16 protein-coding genes are annotated in these 16149 nt (G+C 70.9%); 14 read left to right on the top strand and 2 right to left on the bottom strand.

The window, feature by feature from the left end; genetic code table 11:
• Nucleotides 1–75: 75 nt before the first annotated feature.
• The 3 genes from rho to ABD230_RS13575 are packed head-to-tail and all read left to right on the top strand — an operon-like array spanning nucleotide 76 to nucleotide 3776.
• On the top strand, nucleotides 76–2205 hold the full coding sequence (rho, locus tag ABD230_RS13585) for a transcription termination factor Rho (protein ID WP_425546241.1): 2130 nt from the start codon (nucleotides 76–78) through the stop codon (nucleotides 2203–2205).
• Between the two features lie 3 nt (nucleotides 2206–2208).
• Nucleotides 2209–3285, top strand: coding sequence for a peptide chain release factor 1 (gene prfA / locus ABD230_RS13580; protein ID WP_344375150.1), 1077 nt, complete (start codon nucleotides 2209–2211; stop codon nucleotides 3283–3285).
• Complete coding sequence (locus ABD230_RS13575; protein ID WP_344375148.1) at nucleotides 3282–3776, top strand: GNAT family N-acetyltransferase; 495 nt, start codon at nucleotides 3282–3284, stop codon at nucleotides 3774–3776. The genes prfA and ABD230_RS13575 overlap by 4 nt, the downstream gene beginning before the upstream one ends.
• An 85-nt stretch (nucleotides 3777–3861) precedes the next feature.
• On the opposite strand, the gene epsC is transcribed toward ABD230_RS13575, so the two are convergent.
• Complete coding sequence (gene epsC / locus ABD230_RS13570) at nucleotides 3862–4455, bottom strand: serine O-acetyltransferase EpsC (RefSeq protein ID WP_344375144.1); 594 nt, start codon at nucleotides 4453–4455, stop codon at nucleotides 3862–3864.
• Between the two features lie 30 nt (nucleotides 4456–4485).
• Complete coding sequence (gene cysK, locus ABD230_RS13565; protein WP_344375141.1) at nucleotides 4486–5421, bottom strand: cysteine synthase A; 936 nt, start codon at nucleotides 5419–5421, stop codon at nucleotides 4486–4488.
• Between the two features lie 126 nt (nucleotides 5422–5547).
• Here cysK and prmC point away from each other — a divergent pair, with 126 nt between their 5' ends.
• The 11 genes from prmC (at nucleotide 5548) to atpD (ending at nucleotide 16149) form a co-directional block, all read left to right on the top strand.
• Nucleotides 5548–6396, top strand: coding sequence for a peptide chain release factor N(5)-glutamine methyltransferase (gene prmC / locus ABD230_RS13560; RefSeq protein ID WP_344375712.1), 849 nt, complete (start codon nucleotides 5548–5550; stop codon nucleotides 6394–6396).
• Between the two features lie 94 nt (nucleotides 6397–6490).
• A complete protein-coding gene (locus ABD230_RS13555; protein WP_344375138.1) occupies nucleotides 6491–7375 on the top strand; it encodes an L-threonylcarbamoyladenylate synthase in 885 nt (294 codons plus the stop codon).
• Entirely contained in the window at nucleotides 7372–8646 is a 1275-nt protein-coding gene (locus ABD230_RS13550) for an MraY family glycosyltransferase (protein ID WP_344375134.1), read from the top strand. The genes ABD230_RS13555 and ABD230_RS13550 overlap by 4 nt, the downstream gene beginning before the upstream one ends.
• Entirely contained in the window at nucleotides 8646–9125 is a 480-nt protein-coding gene (locus tag ABD230_RS13545; protein ID WP_344375131.1) for a Cg1360 family ATP-synthase-associated protein, read from the top strand. Before ABD230_RS13550 ends, ABD230_RS13545 begins: the two co-directional genes overlap by 1 nt.
• 342 nt (nucleotides 9126–9467) lie before the next feature.
• A complete protein-coding gene (atpB, locus tag ABD230_RS13540) occupies nucleotides 9468–10265 on the top strand; it encodes a F0F1 ATP synthase subunit A (RefSeq protein WP_344375128.1) in 798 nt (265 codons plus the stop codon).
• 46 nt (nucleotides 10266–10311) lie between these two features.
• Complete coding sequence (gene atpE / locus ABD230_RS13535) at nucleotides 10312–10545, top strand: ATP synthase F0 subunit C (RefSeq protein ID WP_344375125.1); 234 nt, start codon at nucleotides 10312–10314, stop codon at nucleotides 10543–10545.
• A gap of 28 nt (nucleotides 10546–10573) precedes the next feature.
• Nucleotides 10574–11137, top strand: a complete 564-nt coding sequence (locus ABD230_RS13530; RefSeq protein WP_344375122.1) for a F0F1 ATP synthase subunit B — start codon at nucleotides 10574–10576, stop codon at nucleotides 11135–11137.
• A gap of 3 nt (nucleotides 11138–11140) precedes the next feature.
• Entirely contained in the window at nucleotides 11141–11932 is a 792-nt protein-coding gene (locus tag ABD230_RS13525; protein ID WP_344375119.1) for a F0F1 ATP synthase subunit delta, read from the top strand.
• A 95-nt stretch (nucleotides 11933–12027) separates the two neighbouring features.
• The gene (gene atpA / locus ABD230_RS13520; protein WP_344375117.1) at nucleotides 12028–13665 is read left to right on the top strand and encodes a F0F1 ATP synthase subunit alpha; all 1638 of its coding nucleotides are present in this window, start codon (nucleotides 12028–12030) and stop codon (nucleotides 13663–13665) included.
• A 90-nt stretch (nucleotides 13666–13755) separates the two neighbouring features.
• On the top strand, nucleotides 13756–14664 hold the full coding sequence (locus tag ABD230_RS13515) for a F0F1 ATP synthase subunit gamma (RefSeq protein ID WP_344375114.1): 909 nt from the start codon (nucleotides 13756–13758) through the stop codon (nucleotides 14662–14664).
• A gap of 27 nt (nucleotides 14665–14691) precedes the next feature.
• On the top strand, nucleotides 14692–16149 hold the full coding sequence (gene atpD / locus ABD230_RS13510; RefSeq protein ID WP_344375111.1) for a F0F1 ATP synthase subunit beta: 1458 nt from the start codon (nucleotides 14692–14694) through the stop codon (nucleotides 16147–16149).

Below are 16149 nucleotides of genomic sequence, written 5' to 3'. Positions count from 1 at the left end.
GGGGAAAGGACAATCCCAGTGACCAACGGAACCGACCACGCCGAGGGCGTGGCGAACCGCACCCGCCTGTCGACCATGAAGGTCGCCGAGCTCCAGGAGCTCGCCGCCTCCCTGGGCATCGCGGGTGCCTCGAAGCGCCGAAAAGGAGACCTCGTGGAGTTGATCTCCGCCCACGCCGACGGCACCGCCGCCCCGGCCGACGACGTCGTCGTGCCCGAGGCCGCGGACGCGCCCGAGGCCCCGGCCGCCGACGTGCCCGAGGCCCCGGCCGCCGAGCCCGAGCGCGAGGCCGACGCACCGGCCGCCGAGGCGTCCGCTCCGGCCGCCGAGGCCGCCGAGCCCCGCCGAGCCCGCCAGTCGCGTCGTGCGACGACCGCGACCGCCGCGGCGCAGCACGCGAACGCCGGCCTGACCGGCATCGAGCTCGTCCCCGGCGAGGAGTCCCGCGACGGCGCGGGCACCGCCCGGGCCGCAGCCGAGGCGACGCCGGCCGGCGCCGACGCCGGCGAGGCGGCGCGCGCCGCCGTGCGCGAGGAGCTGGCCGCCGCCACCGGCGGTCGCTCCGGCGAGCCCGCCGAGGAGGGCGCGAAGGGCGAGGGCGGCGAGCAGGCCGCGCAGGAGCCGCGCCAGGGTCGCAGCCGGAACCGGGGCCGCCGCGGCGGCGCCGACCGGGGCGACGCGCAGAAGCCCGACCAGCAGGGCGGGCGCAAGGGCGACGACCAGTCCGACGCCGACAAGGGCCGCCAGGGCGGCGACGGCAAGGCCCGCCAGGGCGAGTCCGACAAGGGCAAGCAGGGCGGCGACGCCGACAAGGGCCGCCAGTCCGACGGCGACAAGGGCCGCCAGGGCGGCGACGCCGACAAGGGCAAGCAGGAGCAGGGCGGTCGTGGCCAGCAGGGCGGCCGCGGCGACCAGCAGCAGGCCGACGGCGAGGGCGGCGGCGGGCGACGCAACCGCTACCGCGACCGCAAGCGCCGCGGGCAGGGCCAGGCCGATGAGGTCGAGCCCGAGATCCTCGACGACGACGTGCTGATCCCCATCGCCGGCATCCTCGACGTGCTCGACAACTACGCCTTCGTGCGCACGACCGGGTACCTGCCGGGCCCGAGCGACGTGTACGTCTCGCTCGGACAGGTGAAGAAGTACCACCTGCGCAAGGGCGACGCCGTCGTCGGTGCGATCAAGCAGCCGCGCGAGGGCGAGTCGAACAGCCGCCAGAAGTACAACGCGCTCGTCAAGATCGACTCGGTCAACGGCCAGAGCGCCGAGGAGGCCGCGACCCGCGTCGACTTCCAGAAGCTCACGCCGCTCTACCCGCAGGACCGCCTGCGCCTCGAGACCGAGCCGACGAAGCTCACGCAGCGCATCATCGACCTGGTCGCGCCGATCGGCAAGGGCCAGCGCGGGCTGATCGTCGCGCCGCCGAAGGCCGGCAAGACGATCGTGCTGCAGCAGATCGCGAACGCGATCGCGATCAACAACCCCGAGGTCCACCTCATGGTCGTGCTCGTCGACGAGCGCCCCGAGGAGGTCACCGACATGCAGCGCACGGTCAAGGGCGAGGTCATCGCGTCGACCTTCGACCGTCCGGCGGAGGACCACACCACGGTCGCCGAGCTCGCGATCGAGCGCGCCAAGCGCCTCGTCGAGCTCGGGCACGACGTGGTCGTGCTGCTCGACTCGATCACCCGCCTCGGCCGTGCCTACAACCTCGCGGCCCCGGCATCCGGTCGCGTGCTCTCGGGCGGTGTCGACGCGTCGGCGCTGTACCCGCCCAAGCGCTTCTTCGGCGCCGCGCGCAACATCGAGAACGGCGGTTCGCTGACCATCCTCGCGACCGCGCTCGTGGAGACCGGATCGAAGATGGACGAGGTGATCTTCGAGGAGTTCAAGGGCACCGGCAACTCGGAGCTGCGCCTGTCGCGCCAGCTGGCCGACAAGCGCATCTTCCCGGCCGTGGACGTCAACGCATCGTCGACGCGTCGCGAGGAGATGCTGCTCTCGCCCGACGAGGTCAAGATCACCTGGAAGCTGCGCCGCGCGCTGGCCGGCCTGGAGCCGCAGCAGGCCCTCGAGGCCGTGCTCGGGCGCCTCCGCGAGACGCAGTCGAACACCGAGTTCCTGCTCCTCATGCAGAAGTCGGCGCCGGTGGGCGGCAACGGGAACGGGCACGGCCACGGCCACGAGTCCGACCACCACCGCTGATCCATGTTCGAGTCCGTCCGGGCACTGATCGCCGAGCACGCCGCGCTCCAGGAGGAGCTGGCGGACCCGGCGCTGCACGCCGACGCCGCGCGCGCGAAGCGCGTGAACCGGCGCTACGCGGAGCTGAGCCGGATCGTCGCCGCGAACGACGCGTGGACGCAGGCTCAGGAGGACCTCGAGGCGGCGCGCGAGCTCGCCAAGGAGGACGAGGCGTTCGCCGAGGAGATCCCCGGACTCGAGGAGCACCTCGCCGAGTCGCAGGAGCGGCTGCGGCGCCTGCTCATCCCGCGTGACCCCGACGACGGCCGTGACGTGATCATGGAGATCAAGGGCGGCGAGGGGGGCGCGGAGAGCGCCCTCTTCGCCGCCGACCTCCTGCGCATGTACATCCAGTACGCGCAGTCGAAGGGCTGGAAGACGGAGCTGCTCGAGCGCGACGAGTCCGACCTCGGCGGGTACAAGAACGTGCAGGTCGCGATCAAGTCGAACGCGAGCGACCCCTCGCAGGGGGTGTGGGCGCACCTGAAGTACGAGGGCGGCGTGCACCGCGTGCAGCGCGTGCCGGTCACCGAGACGCAGGGGCGCATCCACACCTCGACGACGGGCGTGCTCGTCTTCCCCGAGGTGGACGAGCCCGAGGAGGTCGAGCTCAACCAGAACGACCTCAAGATCGACGTCTACCGCTCCTCCGGTCCCGGGGGCCAGTCGGTGAACACGACCGACTCGGCGGTGCGCATCACGCACCTGCCGACCGGGATCGTCGTGGCGATGCAGAACGAGAAGTCCCAGCTGCAGAACCGCGAGGCGGCGATGCGCGTGCTGCGCGCGCGCCTGCTCGCCCGCCAGCAGGAGGAGCTCGCGGCCGCCGCGTCGGACGCGCGGAAGTCGCAGATCCGGTCGATGGACCGCTCGGAGCGCATCCGCACGTACAACTTCCCCGAGAACCGCATCGCCGACCACCGCACGGGCTACAAGGCGTACAACCTCGACCAGGTGATGGACGGCGCGCTCGATCCCGTGATCGAGTCCGCGGTCCACGCCGACGAGGAGTCGCGGCTCGCCGAACTCGGCGACCAGTGAGCGACGTCTCGATCCGACCGTTCGCCGAGGGCGACTGGGCGGCGGTCCTCGCGATCATCGGCGAGGTCGTCCGCGAGGGCGAGACGTACGTCTACCCGACCGCGATGTCGCCCGAGGAGGCCCGCGCGACCTGGATCGAGGCTCCGCCCGGCCTGACCGTCGTGGCCGAGGTCGACGGCAGGGTCGTCGGCACCGCGAAGATGGGTCCGAACCGTCCGGGCCACGGCGACCACATCGGGACCGCGTCGTTCATGGTCGCCACCGACGCGCGTGGATCGGGCGTCGGCCGCCGGCTGGCGGAGTGGGTCGTCGAGTGGCACCGGCGCGAGGGGTTCGAGGGCATCCAGTTCAACGCGGTCGTCGCCTCGAACGAGCGCGCGGTCCGGCTCTGGCGTTCCGTGGGGTTCGAGGTCGTCGGCACGGTCCCCGGTGCGTTCCGGTCCCCGCGACACGGTCGCGTGGGCCTGCACGTCATGTTCCTGCCGCTCTGAGGGGCGAGCCGGCGACGAGTACGGCGCGGGGCTCGCGACCGGTGGTCCGCAGGCGGATGCCGCGGCATCCGTCGTGCGCGTGCACCTAGATGTGGAAGTCGACGTGCCAGTCGTGCATGCCGCGTGCCGCGTCGGCCGTCGCGGGGGAGAGCGGCTTCGCGACCGCCGGGATGCCCACGAGCAGCGAGTGCGGCGGTGCGCCCCTAGTGACGACCGCGTTCGCACCGATGGCGCTGCCGGAGCCGACCTCGATGTCGCCGAGGACCTTCGCCCCGGCGCCGACCGTCACGCCGTCGCCGAGCGTCGGGTGGCGCTTCGCACCGCGCGGGGCGCCGCGGGGCGCCTTCCCGCCGAGGGTGACGCCGTGGTAGAGCATGACGTCGTCGCCGACGATCGCCGTCTCGCCGATCACGACGCCCATGCCGTGGTCGATGAAGAACCGCCGCCCGATCGTCGCGCCCGGATGGATCTCGATGCCCGTGAGGAAGCGCACGAGCTGCGACAGCACGCGCGCCGGCAGGCGCAGGACCGTCACCTGCCACATGCGGTGCGCCAGGCGGTGCGCCCAGATCGCGTGCAGGCCGGAGTAGGCCAGCACGATCTCGATGCGGCTCCGCGCCGCGGGGTCGTGGGACCGGGCCGTCGCGATGTCTTCCCTGAGGCGGCCGAGGATTCCCACCCGTCCAGTCAACCAGATCGTCCGCGGCGCCTAGTCCAGCAGGCCCTCGTAGAGCACCGTCGAGAGGTAGCGCTCGCCGTAGCTGGCCACGATCACCACGATCGTCTTGCCCGCGTTCTCCGGGCGCAGGGCGAGCTCGCGCGCCGCCTGCACGGTCGCGCCCGAGGAGATCCCGCCGAGGATGCCCTCCTCGACGCCGAGGCGGCGCGCCATCGCGACGGACTGGTCGATGTTCACGTCGATGATCTCGTCGTAGACGTCCCGATCGAGGATCGCGGGCACGAAGTTCGCGCCGATGCCCTGGATCTTGTGCGGGCCGGGCTGGCCGCCGTTCAGGATCGGCGACTCGAGCGGCTCGACGCCGACGACCTGCACCTCGGGCTTGCGCTCCTTGAGCACCTGGCCGACGCCGGAGATCGTGCCGCCCGTGCCGATGCCCGACACGAAGATGTCGACGCCGCCGTCGGTGTCGTCCCAGACCTCCTCCGCCGTGGTCCGGCGGTGGATGTCGACGTTCGCCTGGTTCTCGAACTGGCGGGCGAGCACGGCTCCCGGCGTCTCCGCGGCGATCTGCTCGGCGCGCGCGACGGCGCCCTTCATGCCCTCGGCGCCCGGCGTGAGCACGAGCTCGGCGCCGTAGGCGCGCAGCAGCGCCCGGCGCTCCTTGCTCATGGTCTCGGGCATCGCGATGACGACGCGATAGCCGCGCGCCGCGCCGATCATGGCCAGGGCGATGCCGGTGTTGCCGCTCGTGCCCTCGACGATCGTGCCGCCCGGCTGCAGCTCGCCCGACGCCTCGGCGGCGTCGACGATGCCGATGCCGAGGCGGTCCTTCACGCTCGCCGAGGGGTTGTAGAACTCGAGCTTGGCGAGCACCGTGGCCCCCGCGCCGTCCGTCACCCGGTTCAGCTTCACGAGCGGCGTCTTCCCGAAGACGTCGGTGATGTTCTCGTAGACCTGGGCCATGATCTCGCTCCCTCTCGTGACGGCGGCGTCGTGCCGCGCACCAGCATACGGAGGGCGGGGACGTGCCGGGAGTGGGTTACATTCCATTGCGTGAATGCGACCTCCGAGGAGCCCTCGTCCCGACCGCTGCGCGAGGTGCGCGACGGGACCGTGCGCGCGCTCGCCGAGGCGGGCGTGCCGGACCCGGAGGTCGACGCGGACCTGCTGCTCGGCCACGTGCTGGGGCTCTCCCGCGGCGGCGTGCACGCGCGCGTCGTCGTCGGCGGCGAGCTGTCGGCGACGGATGCCGCGGCCCTCGACGCCCTCGTCGCGCGGCGCGCGCGCCGCGAGCCGCTGCAGCACCTGACCGGCCGGGCGGCCTTCCGATCGCTCGAACTCGCCGTCGGGCCGGGCGTGTTCGTGCCGCGTCCGGAGACCGAGCTGCTCGCGCAGCTGGCGATCGACGCCCTCCGCGCGGCCGCCGGTCCCGAGCCGATCGGGGTCGACCTCGGCTCCGGCAGCGGCGCGATCGCGCTGTCGATGGCGACCGAGGTCCCGCACGCCCGGGTGTGGGCGGTCGAGAATTCGCCCGAGGCCTTCCCGTGGACGCGCCGCAACGTGGACGAGGTCGGTGCGCCGAACCTCGAGCTCGTCTTCGGCGACCTGGCGGAGGCGCTCGGCGACCTCGAGGGGCGCGTGTCGGTCGTCGCCTCCAACCCGCCGTACATCCCGGACGACGCGATCCCGCGGGACCCGGAGGTGCGCCTGCACGATCCGGAGCACGCGCTCTACGGCGGTCCGGACGGGCTCGATGTCGTGCGCATCCTGTCGCGCCGAGCGCTCGAGCTCCTGCACCCGGGCGGGGCGCTCATGGTCGAGCACGGCGAGGCGCAGTCGGAGGCCATCGCCGCCGTCCTCTCGGCCGACGGATGGCACGCCATCGCCCATCACCGCGACCTCACCGGCCGCGACCGGGTGACCACGGCCCGCCGGTGAGGCGGTGCGACGGCGGGACCCGTCGCCGCGATGCGGGACGCGGCATCCCCATGCCCAGCGCCGGCCGGGCGGCCACGTCTAGAATCGAGCGGTCATGACACTCATCCACGACTGCTCGGTCGAGTCCGAGCTCCTCGCCGGCATGCGCCTGGCCCGTCGCGCCATCGGCAGCGGCGAGCTCGTCGTCATCCCCACCGACACCGTCTACGGCGTCGCCGCCGACGCGTTCAGCCCGGCCGCCGTGCAGCGCCTGCTCGACGCGAAGGGCCGCGAGCGCACGTCGCCGCCGCCCGTGCTCGTCCCCGGCATCCCGACGCTCGACGCGCTCGCGGTCGAGGTGCCGGACGCGGTGCGCCGGCTCGTCGCCGAGTTCTGGCCCGGCGGGCTCACGGTCATCCTGCGCGCCCAGCCGTCGCTGCAGTGGGACCTGGGCGAGACGCGGGGGACGGTCGCCCTCCGCATGCCCGACCAGCGGATCGCGCTCGAGCTCCTCTCGGAGACGGGCCCGCTCGCCGTCTCGTCCGCCAACCTCTCCGGCATGCCGTCGGCGACCACCGCCGAGGGGGCCGCCGACATGCTCGGCGACCGCGTGGCGGTCTACCTCGACGGCGGCCCGGCCGGCACGGGGTACGACGCCATCGGCGAGCGCCCGGGCGACACGTCCTCGACCATCGTCGACGCCACGGGCGTCGACGCCGACGGCGCGGGCGTTCTCCGCATCGTGCGTGCGGGCGTGATCTCGCGCGAGCGCATCGCCGAGGTCGTGGGGGAGGAGCTCCTGCAGCCGGCCGGCGGCACGTCGGACGGCGATGCGGCCTCGGACGGCGACGCGCCCGTCGGGGCCGACGCGCCCGAGGCCGGTGCGCCCGCCGGCGACGCGCCCGAGGCCGGTGCGCCCGCCGACGACGCGCCCGTCGCGGCATCCGCCGGCGACCGCGAGGGCTCGACCGCGGAACGGACGGATCCCGCCGCCTCATGACCCTGTTCGTCGTCCTCGCGCTGGTCACGGCGGTCGTCACCTTCGCCGGGTCGCTCGTGGTCTGGAAGCTGAGCCTGAAGTACCGGCTCTACCCGAAGATCCGGGAGCGCGACGTGCACACGCGGCCGACGCCGCGCCTCGGCGGGATCGCGATGTTCCTCGGCATCCTCGTGGCGTTCGCCGCCGCGGCGTGGGTGTCCGCGCTCGGGATCGACCGCTTCGCGAACCTGCAGATCGTGTTCAAGGACCCGTTCCAGGTGCTGGCGATCCTGCTCGCGGCCGGACTCATCGTCGGCATGGGCGTCGCGGACGACATCTGGGACCTCGACTGGCTCACGAAGCTCGCCGGCCAGTTCATCGCCGCCGGGCTCATCGCCTGGCAGGGCGTCTCGATCGTCTCGCTGCCCATCGGCGGCCCCGACGGCGGGATCACGGTCGGGTCGAGCTGGATGAGCGCGACGGTGACCGTCTTCACGATCGTGCTCGTGATGAACGCCATCAACTTCATCGACGGCCTCGACGGGCTCGTCGCGGGCGTCGCGCTGATCTCGAGCGGCGTGTTCTACCTGTACTCCTACCTGCTCGTGCAGCAGACGTCGCCGACGAACTACTTCAACCTCGCCTCCCTCCTCGCCGTCGTCGTCGTCGGCGCCTGCCTCGGCTTCCTGCCGTTGAACTGGCATCCGGCGAAGCTGTTCATGGGCGACGCCGGAGCGCTCCTCGTGGGGCTGCTGATGGCCACGTCCGCCATCGCGGTGACCGGGCAGGTCGACCCGTCCCAGCTCGGCACGGACGAGCTGTTCCCGGCGTTCATCCCGATCATCATCCCGTTCGCGGTGCTGCTGATCCCGCTGCTCGACTTCGGCCTCGCGGTCGTGCGCCGGCTGCGCGCCGGCAAGTCGCCCTTCGCGGCCGACCGCAAGCACCTGCACCACCGCCTGCTCGACATGGGCCACTCGCACCTGCATGCGGTGCTGATCTTCTACGGCTGGACCGCCGTCGCCTCGTTCGGCTGCCTGCTCGCGTTCGTCCTGCCGGTGTACTTCGAGGTCGACTCGAGCTGGGCGTTCCTCTTCCTCGGCGTCGGATTCGTCGTCCTCGCGGCGCTCACGCTCGCGCCGCTCGGGCGGCGCAAGCGCCAGACCGTCGCGGCCGAGGCGGATGCCGCGGGCACGACCTCGGCGCCCGGCCTGGACGAGCTCGCCGCCGCCACGACCACCCGACCCGCCCCCGAGCGCCCGGACACGGGCGGACACCCCACAGGAGCCTGATGACCGCCGCACCGCGCGATCCCGCCGACCGGACCCCCACCTCCAACCCCGTCCTCCGACGCGCCCTCGTCTGGGGCGCCCTCATCGCCGCGGGCATCGCCGTCGTCGGGGGGATCCTCGGGTTCGTCCTCGCCGGGCCGGAGGGGCTCGTCGGCGCGCTGATCGGCACCCTCATGGCGATGGTGTTCATGGGCATCACCGGTGCGAGCATCCTGCTCGCGAACCGTTTCGCCGGCTCGGACGCGTTCGTCGGCGCGTTCTTCGGCATCGTGCTCGGCGGCTGGCTGCTGAAGTTCATCGTGTTCATCGTGCTCGTGGTCCTGCTGAGGGGGGCCGACTGGCTCGATCCGGTCGTCCTCTTCCTGTCGATCGTCGCCGGCGTGATCGGTTCGCTCGTGGTCGACGTGCTGGTCGTCGCCCGCTCGCGGCTGCCCTACGCGAGCGACGCGCAGCTGCCGCCGCCGCCCTCGGACGACTGACGCCGCCTCGCTCCATCGCTCCGGACGCCGCCCCACGTGGGCGGCGTCCGCGCGTTCCGGGCCGGGTGGCGGCGAGATTCCTCCGCTTCGCGGCCATGCCGTCCTGCGGACCCCGGTCGCCGTCGCGACGGGAGATCATGCGCCGCGCGGCATGCTCCCCGGTCGGCGCCGACTTCTACAGCGTGTAGCGATTCGGCGGAGCGGCGAAGTCTTGCTACAGTAGGGGCGATCCCCCACGGTTCCGCCCTGCTCCGGCATGGGTGCCGGACCGTTTCCATGTTCGTCGACGCGAGAGCTCCGCTCCACGCCCCGAAACAGGAGATAGCGCTGCTAGCTAACGCTGTGAACCTGCTGGTTCCGACTGAAACCAATGATGGTGAGTTCCACGGGCCGTCGATCGAGGAGTTCTTCCCCGGCCCGCTCCTGTTCGAGGGCTCGCCCTTCGAGATCAGCCGCATCACGCTGGTCCAGTTCATCGCGGTCGCCGCACTGCTGCTGGTCTTCTGGGCCGGCACGCGACGCATGCGCGTCGTGCCGGGCCGCTTCCAGAGCCTCGTCGAGATGGGGCTCGACCTCGTCCGCGTGAACGTGGCCGACGACCTGCTCGGCAAGAAGGACGGCAAGCGGTTCCTGCCGATCCTCACCACCATCTTCTTCATGGTGCTGTTCATGAACATCACGGGCATCATCCCGTTCCTGAACATCGCCGGCACCTCCGTCATCGGCGTGCCGCTGGTGCTCGCGGTCGTCTCCTACGTCACGTTCATCTACGCCGGCATCAAGGAGAGCCCGAAGAACTTCTTCAAGAACTCGCTCTTCCCGGCCGGCGTGCCGTGGCCGGTGTACATCATCGTCACGCCGATCGAGCTCATCTCGACCTTCATCATCCGCCCCGTCACCCTGACGCTGCGACTCCTGATGAACATGGTCGTCGGGCACCTGCTGCTCGTGCTCTTCTTCGCGGCGACGCAGTTCTTCGTCTTCCAGCTCGGCGGCTGGTACGCCCTGCTCGGCGCCGGCTCGCTCGCCTTCGGGCTCGCGTTCACGGTCTTCGAGATCCTCGTCGCCGTGCTGCAGGCCTACGTCTTCACCCTCCTCACCGCGGTCTACATCCAGCTCGCGGTGGCGGAGGAGCACTGAGCCAGGGCATCCGCCCGTAGGAACCCCAAGAAAGGAAACCCATAACGTGGACGCAACCACCGTTCTCGCTGAGATCAACGGCAACATCGCGACGGTCGGCTACGGCCTCGCCGCCATCGGCCCGGCCATCGGCGTGGGCATCGTCGTCGGCAAGACGATCGAGGGCGTCGCTCGCCAGCCCGAGCTCGCCGGCCGCCTCCAGGTGCTGATGTGGATCGGTATCGCCTTCACCGAGGCGCTCGCCTTCATCGGCATCGCCACCGGCTTCATCTTCGTCTGATCGCCCAGTCCAACTTCAGGAGGCCAACGTGCTTCACGCAGTGCTGAGAGCTGCAACCGAGGGCGAGACGCCGAACCCGGTGCTGCCGGCGGGATATGACATCCTCTGGTCGTCGGTGTGCTTCGTCATCATCCTCGTGTTCTTCTGGCGCTACGCCCTGCCGCGCATGCAGCAGCTGCTGGATGAGCGCGCCGAGGCCATCGAGGGCAACATCGCCAAGGCCGACGAGGCGCAGCGCAAGGCCGAGGCGGCGCTCGAGGAGTACACCGCCCAGCTCGCCGACGCGCGCGCCGAGGCGGGTCGCATCCGCGAGGGCGCCCGCGAGGACGGCAAGCGCATCGTCGCCGAGGCGAAGGACCAGGCGTCGACCGAGGCCGCTCGCATCAGCGCGAGCGCGCAGGCGCAGATCGAGGCGGAGCGCCAGTCGGCGCTCGTGTCGCTGCGCTCCGAGGTCGGCACCATCGCGATCGACCTGGCATCGGGCGTCGTCGGCGAGACCCTCTCCGACGATGCCAAGGCCAAGGCCGTCGTGGACCGCTTCCTCGCCGACCTCGAGGCGTCCGAGCAGGCCGCCGCAGGAGGGAAGAAGTAGTCCATGGGCAGCGCTACGAGAGAGGCCCTGGCCGGCACGCGAGCCGAGCTCGCCGCGCTCGGCCGGGCCGAGCTCCCGGTGGCCGGCGACCTCCTCGCCGCGACCCGGGTGATCGCCGCCACGCCGCAGCTGCGGACGGCCCTCACCGACAACGAGGCCGACGCCGCGCAGAAGGCCGAGCTCGTCGAGCGGGTGTTCGGCGGCAGGATCGCTCCCGCCTCGGCGAAGCTCCTCGTGAGCGCCGCGTCGCAGCGGTGGTCGAGCCAGGCCGACTTCCTCGACGGCGTCGAGGAGCTCGGCTTCCGCGTCGCGGCCGAGGCCGCGGGTGATGCGGAGGTCGACGCAGAGCTGTACGCGTTCCAGCGCACGGTCGCCTCGGACGCGGAGCTCGAGCTGGCGCTCGGCTCCAAGCTCGGCTCGGTCGAGGCGAAGGTCACGCTGGTCGAGCGGCTGCTCGGCCGGGTCGCCTCGCCCGCGACCACGCTGATCGTGCGTCACCTGGTCCAGTCGCCCCGCGGGCGCCGCACGGGCGAGATGCTCCGCGGTGCAGCCGCCGTCGTCGCCGACCAGCGCGGGTTCGACGTGGCCACGGTGACGACCGCGGCGCCGCTCACCGGCGACCAGCTGGCCCGCCTCGAGCGCACGCTCGGAGCCCAGGCCGGCCGCCGCGTCCGCTTCGACGCCATCGTGGACCCCGAGGTCCTCGGCGGGATCCGGGTGCAGATCGGCGACGACGTCATCGACGGCAGCGTCGCCAGCCGCCTCAGCGACCTGAGGCAGAAGCTTGCCGGCTGACGCCGGACGACAACGACCGGCGTCCTGCGCCGCGACACATCAGTAGCTGTACAAGCGGTACAGACAGGGCCTCGCCCTCAGAAAAGGAAATGGCAATGGCAGAACTCTCCATCAGCCCCGACGAGATCCGTTCGGCTCTCTCGGAGTTCGCCCGGGACTACGAGCCGGGCGCGGCGCAGAAGACCGAGGTCGGGTACGTCACCGACGCCGCCGACGGCATCGCCCACGTCGAGGGCCTGCCCTCGGTCATGGCGAACGAGCTCGTCAAGTTCGCGGACGGGACGCTCGGCCTCGCCCTGAACCTCGACGAGGACGAGATCGGCGTCGTCGTGCTCGGCGAGTTCACCGGAATCGAGGAGGGCATGGAGGTCACCCGCACGGGCGAGGTGCTCTCGGTGCCCGTCGGCGAGGGCTACCTCGGTCGCGTGGTCGACCCGCTCGGCGCCCCGATCGACGGCCTCGGCGAGATCGCGACGGACGGCCGTCGTGCGCTCGAGCTCCAGGCGCCCGGCGTCATGCAGCGCAAGTCGGTGCACGAGCCGCTGCAGACCGGCATCAAGGCCATCGACGCGATGATCCCCGTCGGCCGCGGCCAGCGCCAGCTGATCATCGGTGACCGCCAGACCGGCAAGACCGCCATCGCGATCGACACGATCATCAACCAGAAGGCGAACTGGGAGTCGGGCGACCCGACCAAGCAGGTGCGCTGCATCTACGTCGCGATCGGCCAGAAGGGCTCGACCATCGCCTCGGTGAAGGGCGCGCTCGAGGACGCCGGCGCGATGGAGTACACGACCATCGTCGCGGCGCCGGCATCCGACCCGGCGGGCTTCAAGTACCTCGCCCCGTACACCGGCTCGGCCATCGGGCAGCACTGGATGTACGACGGCAAGCACGTCCTGATCATCTTCGACGACCTGTCGAAGCAGGCCGAGGCCTACCGCGCCGTGTCGCTGCTGCTGCGTCGCCCGCCGGGCCGCGAGGCGTACCCCGGTGACGTCTTCTACCTGCACTCGCGTCTGCTCGAGCGCTGCGCGAAGCTCTCCGACGAGCTCGGTGCCGGCTCGATGACCGGCCTGCCGATCATCGAGACCAAGGCGAACGACGTCTCGGCGTACATCCCGACGAACGTGATCTCGATCACCGACGGCCAGATCTTCCTGCAGTCGGACCTGTTCAACTCGAACCAGCGTCCCGCTGTCGACGTCGGCATCTCGGTCTCCCGAGTCGGCGGCGACGCCCAGGTCAAGTCGATCAAGAAGGTCTCGGGAACGCTCAAGCTCGAGCTCGCCCAGTACCGCTCGCTCGAGGCGTTCGCGATGTTCGCGTCCGACCTCGACGCCGCGAGCCGTCGCCAGCTCGAGCGCGGTGCGCGACTGACCGAGCTGCTCAAGCAGCCGCAGTACTCGCCGTACCCCGTCGAGGAGCAGGTCGTCTCGATCTGGGCCGGCACGAACGGCAAGCTCGACGAGGTGCCCGTCGAGGACATCCTGCGCTTCGAGCGCGAGTTCCTCGACTACCTCGGCCGCAACACGTCGGTGCTCTCGGACCTCCGCGAGACCAACGTGCTCTCCGACGAGACGGTCGCGACCCTCGAGTCCGAGGTCGACACGTTCAAGCTCGAGTTCCAGACCGGCGAGGGCAAGCCGCTCGCCTCGGTCGGCAGCGAGAAGTTCGAGGCGATCGACGAGGAAGAGGTCGGCCAGGAGAAGATCGTCAAGGGTCGTCGCTAGTCGCTTCCCCAGTGCCCGGGGCTCCCGGGAGGGGCCGGAACCGGCCCGACCGGGAGCCACGGGAACAGGAAGCCAGGACACAGGAGAAACATGGGAGCGCAGCTTCGGGTCTACCGCCAGAAGATCAGGTCGGCGCAGACGACCAAGAAGATCACGCGAGCGATGGAGCTCATCTCCGCCTCGCGCATCCAGAAGGCGCAGGCGCGCGTCGCCGCGTCGACGCCGTACTCCGACGCCATCACGCGCGCGGTCTCGGCGGTGGCGAGCTACTCGAACGTCTCGCACGTGCTCACGACCGAGCCCGAGCGGGTCGACCGCGCGGCGATCGTGATCTTCACCTCCGACCGCGGCCTCGCCGGCGCGTTCAACTCGCAGGTCCTGCGCGAATCGGAGGAGCTCGCCGAGCTGCTCCGCAGCCAGGGCAAGGAGGTCGTGTACTTCCTCATCGGCCGCAAGTCGGTGGGCTACTTCAGCTTCCGTCGCCGTGACTTCGAGCGCAGCTGGATCGGCGGGACGGACAACCCCGAGTTCGAGACGGCCAAGGAGGTCGCGGACGCGGTCCTCGAGGCCTTCCTCCGCGACAGCGCGGACGGCGGCGTCGACGAGATCCACATCGTCTACAACCGCTTCGTGAGCCGCATCACGCAGGTGCCGGTCGTCACCCGCCTCCTCCCGCTCGAGGTCGTCGAGGCCGAGGCCGAGGAGGCGCCGGCCGGCAAGGCCGAGGTGTTCCCGCTCTACGAGTTCGAGCCGGATGCCGAGACCGTCCTCGACGGCCTCCTGCCGGTCTACATCGAGAGCCGCATCTTCAACGCCATGCTGCAGTCGGCGGCGGCGAAGCACGCCGCGACGCAGAAGGCGATGAAGTCGGCGACCGACAACGCCGACAAGCTCATCACGGACTACACGCGCCTGGCCAACGAGGCCCGCCAGTCCGAGATCACGCAGCAGATCGCAGAAATCGTCGGCGGAGCGGACGCGCTCTCCTCCGCCAAGTAGCCCAGATTCATCCAGAAGGAAGAGAACATGACTGACACCGCAACCGCGCCGGTCCAGGACGAGACGGGCACCGTCGGCCGCATCGCGCGCGTGACCGGACCCGTCGTCGACATCGAGTTCCCGCACGACTCGATCCCCGACATCTACAACGCGCTCAAGACCACGATCACCCTCGGCGAGCACACGTCGGAGCTGACGCTCGAGGTCGCCCAGCACCTCGGTGACGACGTGGTCCGCGCCATCGCCCTCAAGCCGACCGACGGCCTCGTCCGCGGCCAGGAGGTGCACGACACCGGCGCGCCGATCTCGGTGCCCGTCGGCGACGTGACCAAGGGCAAGGTCTTCAACGTGATCGGCGACGTGCTGAACGCCGAGCCGGGCGAGACCATCGAGATCACCGAGCGCTGGCCGATCCACCGCAAGCCGCCGAGCTTCGACCAGCTCGAGTCGAAGACGCAGCTGTTCGAGACCGGCATCAAGGTCATCGACCTCCTCACCCCGTACGTGCAGGGTGGCAAGATCGGCCTCTTCGGCGGTGCGGGCGTCGGCAAGACCGTCCTCATCCAGGAGATGATCCAGCGCGTCGCGCAGGACCACGGCGGTGTGTCCGTGTTCGCCGGCGTCGGCGAGCGCACGCGTGAGGGCAACGACCTCATCCACGAGATGGAGGAGGCGGGCGTCTTCGACAAGACCGCCCTCGTCTTCGGCCAGATGGACGAGCCGCCGGGGACGCGTCTTCGCGTCGCCCTGTCGGCGCTCACCATGGCGGAGTACTTCCGCGACGTGCAGAAGCAGGACGTGCTCCTCTTCATCGACAACATCTTCCGCTTCACGCAGGCGGGTTCCGAGGTGTCGACGCTGCTCGGACGCATGCCCTCCGCCGTGGGCTACCAGCCGAACCTCGCCGACGAGATGGGCATCCTGCAGGAGCGCATCACCTCGACGCGCGGCCACTCGATCACCTCGCTGCAGGCGATCTACGTGCCCGCCGACGACTACACCGACCCGGCGCCGGCCACGACGTTCGCGCACCTCGACGCGACCACCGAGCTGTCGCGTGAGATCGCGTCCAAGGGCCTCTACCCGGCGGTCGACCCGCTGACCTCGACGTCGCGCATCCTCGACCCCCGCTACCTGGGCGAGGACCACTACCGCGTGGCGACCACGGTCAAGCAGATCCTCCAGAAGAACAAGGAGCTGCAGGAGATCATCGCCATCCTCGGTGTCGACGAGCTCTCCGAAGAGGACAAGATCACGGTGTCGCGTGCACGCCGCATCCAGCAGTTCCTCTCGCAGAACACCTACATGGCCAAGAAGTTCACGGGTGTCGAGGGTTCGACGGTGCCGCTGAAGGACACCATCGAGTCGTTCGACGCGATCGCCCGAGGCGACTTCGACCACGTCGCCGAGCAGGCCTTCTTCAACGTCGGCCCGATCTCGGACGTCGAGGAGAAGTGGGCGCAGATCCAGAAGGAGAACGGCTGA

It is taken from the genome of Agromyces tropicus, assembly GCF_039531345.1.
Lineage (GTDB): Bacteria > Actinomycetota > Actinomycetes > Actinomycetales > Microbacteriaceae > Agromyces > Agromyces tropicus.
Note: the sequence above shows the minus strand (reverse complement) of the source record. Positions and strands in the feature narration are given on the sequence as shown.

Coding starts and splice junctions, on each gene's coding strand:
- rho (WP_425546241.1), top strand. CDS start 76: ATGAAGGTCGCCGAGCTCCAGGAGCTCGCCGCCTCCCTGGGCATCGCG.
- ABD230_RS13525 (WP_344375119.1), top strand. CDS start 11,141: ATGGGCAGCGCTACGAGAGAGGCCCTGGCCGGCACGCGAGCCGAGCTC.
- atpD (WP_344375111.1), top strand. CDS start 14,692: ATGACTGACACCGCAACCGCGCCGGTCCAGGACGAGACGGGCACCGTC.
- ABD230_RS13550 (WP_344375134.1), top strand. CDS start 7,372: ATGACCCTGTTCGTCGTCCTCGCGCTGGTCACGGCGGTCGTCACCTTC.
- ABD230_RS13545 (WP_344375131.1), top strand. CDS start 8,646: ATGACCGCCGCACCGCGCGATCCCGCCGACCGGACCCCCACCTCCAAC.
- cysK (WP_344375141.1), bottom strand. CDS start 5,421: ATGGCCCAGGTCTACGAGAACATCACCGACGTCTTCGGGAAGACGCCG.
- prfA (WP_344375150.1), top strand. CDS start 2,209: ATGTTCGAGTCCGTCCGGGCACTGATCGCCGAGCACGCCGCGCTCCAG.
- ABD230_RS13515 (WP_344375114.1), top strand. CDS start 13,756: ATGGGAGCGCAGCTTCGGGTCTACCGCCAGAAGATCAGGTCGGCGCAG.
- ABD230_RS13555 (WP_344375138.1), top strand. CDS start 6,491: ATGACACTCATCCACGACTGCTCGGTCGAGTCCGAGCTCCTCGCCGGC.
- atpA (WP_344375117.1), top strand. CDS start 12,028: ATGGCAGAACTCTCCATCAGCCCCGACGAGATCCGTTCGGCTCTCTCG.